The organism is Polaromonas sp., assembly GCF_030682935.1.
In the GTDB taxonomy this organism is placed as follows: domain Bacteria; phylum Pseudomonadota; class Gammaproteobacteria; order Burkholderiales; family Burkholderiaceae_C; genus Polaromonas.
Genome location: NZ_JAUXNA010000151.1, coordinates 1 through 3,048 on the forward strand (window position 1 = coordinate 1; position 3,048 = coordinate 3,048).

Below are 3,048 nucleotides of genomic sequence, written 5' to 3' on the forward strand. Positions count from 1 at the left end.
GCCAAAAACCTGGCCTAGGACGTCCAGCGGCGTGGGTTGGGGTGAAGTAGGCGATAGGGTGGACAAAGAGCGAACCAGGTGGTGGATGTCGGGGAAAGAAGTATTTGCTATTAAAAAGGAGCTAAATGTGCCCGTCATATAAGCGCCATCGGGTCTTTTGCAGGTCGAGTTAGCCGCAGGCGTAACCCGACAGATAGCGCCACGAACCAGAATGTCGGCTTACGCCCGCGGCGAAGCCGACCTACGGGATCAGGGCGTTTTCATCACGCCGGCTAGCCACTGCCCTATTGTCGGGGAAAGTCAACGGCCATGAAGCCCGACCTAAAATGCAGGCCATGAAGCCGATCACCTACACCCGAGCCCAGCAGCTCCCCGCCATTCTGGAAAAACGCATCGCCATTCTGGACGGCGCCATGGGCACCATGATCCAGCGCTTTCGCTTGAGCGAAGCCCAGTACCGGGGCGAGCGCTTCAAGGACTTTCACAAAGACGTCAAAGGCAACAACGAGTTGTTGAGCCTGACGCGTCCCGATGTGATCCGCGACATCCACGAAGGCTACCTGGCCGCCGGCGCCGACCTGATCGAAACCAACACCTTTGGCGCCACCACCGTGGCCCAGGCCGACTATGACATGGCCGACCTGGCGGTGGAAATGAACTACGAATCGGCCCGCATTGCCCGGGCCGCCTGCGACAAGTTTTCAACGCCCGACAAACCGCGTTTTGTGGTGGGCGCGCTAGGCCCCACGCCCAAAACCGCCAGCATCAGCCCCGACGTGAACGACCCCGGCGCGAGCAACACCAGCTTTGAAGTGCTGCGCCAGGCCTATTACGAGCAGACTGAAGCGCTGGTCAGGGGCGGCAGCGACGTGCTGCTGGTCGAAACCATTTTTGACACGCTCAACGCCAAGGCCGCGCTGTTTGCGATTGACGAGTACTTCGAGGCCAGCGGCGAGCGCCTGCCGCTCATCATCAGCGGCACCGTGACCGACGCCTCGGGCCGCATCCTGAGCGGCCAGACCGTGACGGCCTTCTGGCACAGCGTGCGCCATGCCGAGCCGCTGGCTGTGGGCCTGAATTGCGCCTTGGGCGCGGCGCTGATGCGCCCCTACATCCAGGAACTGGCCAAGGCCGCGCCCGACACCTTCATCAGCTGCTACCCCAACGCCGGCCTGCCCAACCCCATGAGCGACACTGGTTTTGACGAAACGCCCGACGTCACGTCCCGCCTGCTGCACGAGTTTGCGGCCGAAGGCCTGGTCAACATCGTGGGCGGCTGCTGCGGCACCACGCCCGAGCACATCGCGGCGATTGCCCATGCGGTGGCGCCGTTGCCCGCGCGGCATTTGTTCTACCGCGAAGCGGCTTGAGAGGGCTGAAGCGCGCGGTCAGCCCGGCGCGCGGTGGCTGATTTCCTGCTGCATCACCTGCGTCAGCTGGACATACATCTTGAGCTTGTCGGCGTTGTCGCGCAGGCGCGCCGCGATGCGCAAGGCCACGGCCAGCATGAGCTTGGCCGCGACCAGCGGGTTGTCCTCCATAAGCGCTTCGAGCGCCTGGCGGCTCAGGATGGCGCAGCTCAGCGGGGAGCTGGCGGTGCAGGAGGCTGCGCGCGGCTCGCCGTCAAGCAGGCCCATTTCACCGACCAGGCTGCCCCGGCCCAGCACGGTGACCGTGACCGGCTCGATGCGGCTCACCACAATGGTTTCCACGGTCACTTCGCCGTCGAGAATCAGCATCATGAAGTCGGTGTCGCGGGTGTCGCCTTCCTTGATGAAGGTGGTGCCTTCCTCGATGCGGTGCGGCTGCATGTAGCGAACCACCACGCGCGCGTCTGCGGGCGTCAACTGCATCAGGGCGGTGGGTGCGACCAGCAACTCGGCCGCCAGATCGGCCGTTGAAGAGTTTTCCATCGCCCGCCCCCGATGGCCCAAAGCGGCAGGGCCTTTTTTTCTGAAAAGCGTGTAAAACATGGGCTTGACGGATGAAGTTTAGGCTTGGGGCGGTGCCCGGCGGGCATTAGATGCTTAAAATTGAGCCTGACTCAAGGAGCGTTGCAGCGAAACTCTGGTTTCGTCAGGCTTGGGTAAACAGGGCACGGTATCAGGTAGCGGCTCTTTTTGCAACGACGCTCACCTTTGCCTCAAGGTGAGTTTATGTCCCAAAGTCAGTTTTCCCGCGAAGTTCCCCCCATGAAGCTGTCCGGCCTGGAGCCGGTCACCATCGGCGCCGACACGCTTTTCGTCAACATCGGCGAGCGCACCAACGTCACCGGCTCCAAAGCCTTTGCGCGCATGATTCTCAACGGCGATTTCGAAGCCGCGCTGGCCGTGGCGCGCCAGCAGGTCGAAAACGGCGCGCAGATCATCGACATCAACATGGACGAGGCCATGCTCGACAGCCAGGCCGCCATGGTGCGCTTTTTGAACCTGATCGCCAGCGAACCCGACATCTCGCGCGTGCCCATCATGATCGACAGTTCCAAGTGGAGCGTGATTGAAGCGGGGCTGCGCTGCATCCAGGGCAAGGGCATCGTCAATTCGATTTCGATGAAGGAAGGTATCGAGCCCTTCAAGCACCAGGCCAAGCTGCTCAAACGCTACGGCGCGGCCGCCGTGGTGATGGCGTTCGACGAGCAGGGTCAGGCTGATACCTACGAGCGCAAAATCGCTATTTGCGAGCGCGCTTACCGCGTGCTGGTCGATGAAGTCGGTTTTCCGCCCGAAGACATCATTTTCGACCCCAACATCTTTGCCATTGCCACCGGCATTGAAGAGCACAACAACTACGCGGTCGATTTCATTGAAGCCACGCGCTGGATCAAGGCCAATCTGCCGGGCGCCAAGGTGTCGGGCGGCGTCAGCAACGTGAGCTTCAGCTTTCGCGGCAACGACCCGGTGCGTGAAGCCATCCACACGGTGTTCCTGTACCACGCGATCCAGGCCGGCATGGACATGGGCATCGGCAACGCCGGCATGGTCGGGGTCTATGACGACCTGGAGCCGACGCTGCGCGCACGCGTCGAAGACGTGGTGCTGAACCGCACGC

The 3,048-nt window shown here is 62.2% G+C and carries 3 protein-coding genes and 1 riboswitch; of the genes, 2 read left to right on the plus strand and 1 reads right to left on the minus strand.

What is annotated here, in order from left to right:
* Positions 1–335: 335 nt before the first annotated feature.
* Entirely contained in the window at positions 336–1,370 is a 1,035-nt protein-coding gene (locus Q8K05_RS07175) for a homocysteine S-methyltransferase family protein (protein WP_305245820.1), read from the plus strand.
* Positions 1,371–1,388: 18 nt separating this feature from the next.
* Here the strand turns inward: Q8K05_RS07175 and Q8K05_RS07180 are convergent, their stop codons facing one another.
* Positions 1,389–1,913 carry a cyclic nucleotide-binding domain-containing protein gene (locus Q8K05_RS07180; RefSeq protein WP_305245821.1) on the minus strand — a complete coding sequence of 175 codons (525 nt, stop codon included), beginning with the start codon at positions 1,911–1,913 and terminating at the stop codon, positions 1,389–1,391.
* Between the two features lie 127 nt (positions 1,914–2,040).
* Positions 2,041–2,141, plus strand: a riboswitch (S-adenosyl-L-homocysteine riboswitch).
* Positions 2,142–2,156: 15 nt separating this feature from the next.
* Here Q8K05_RS07180 and Q8K05_RS07185 point away from each other — a divergent pair.
* On the plus strand, positions 2,157–3,048 hold an 892-nt coding region (locus Q8K05_RS07185), incomplete at its 3' end, for a dihydropteroate synthase (RefSeq protein WP_305245822.1).

Coding starts and splice junctions, on each gene's coding strand:
- Q8K05_RS07180 (WP_305245821.1), bottom strand. CDS start 1,913: ATGGAAAACTCTTCAACGGCCGATCTGGCGGCCGAGTTGCTGGTCGCA.
- Q8K05_RS07175 (WP_305245820.1), top strand. CDS start 336: ATGAAGCCGATCACCTACACCCGAGCCCAGCAGCTCCCCGCCATTCTG.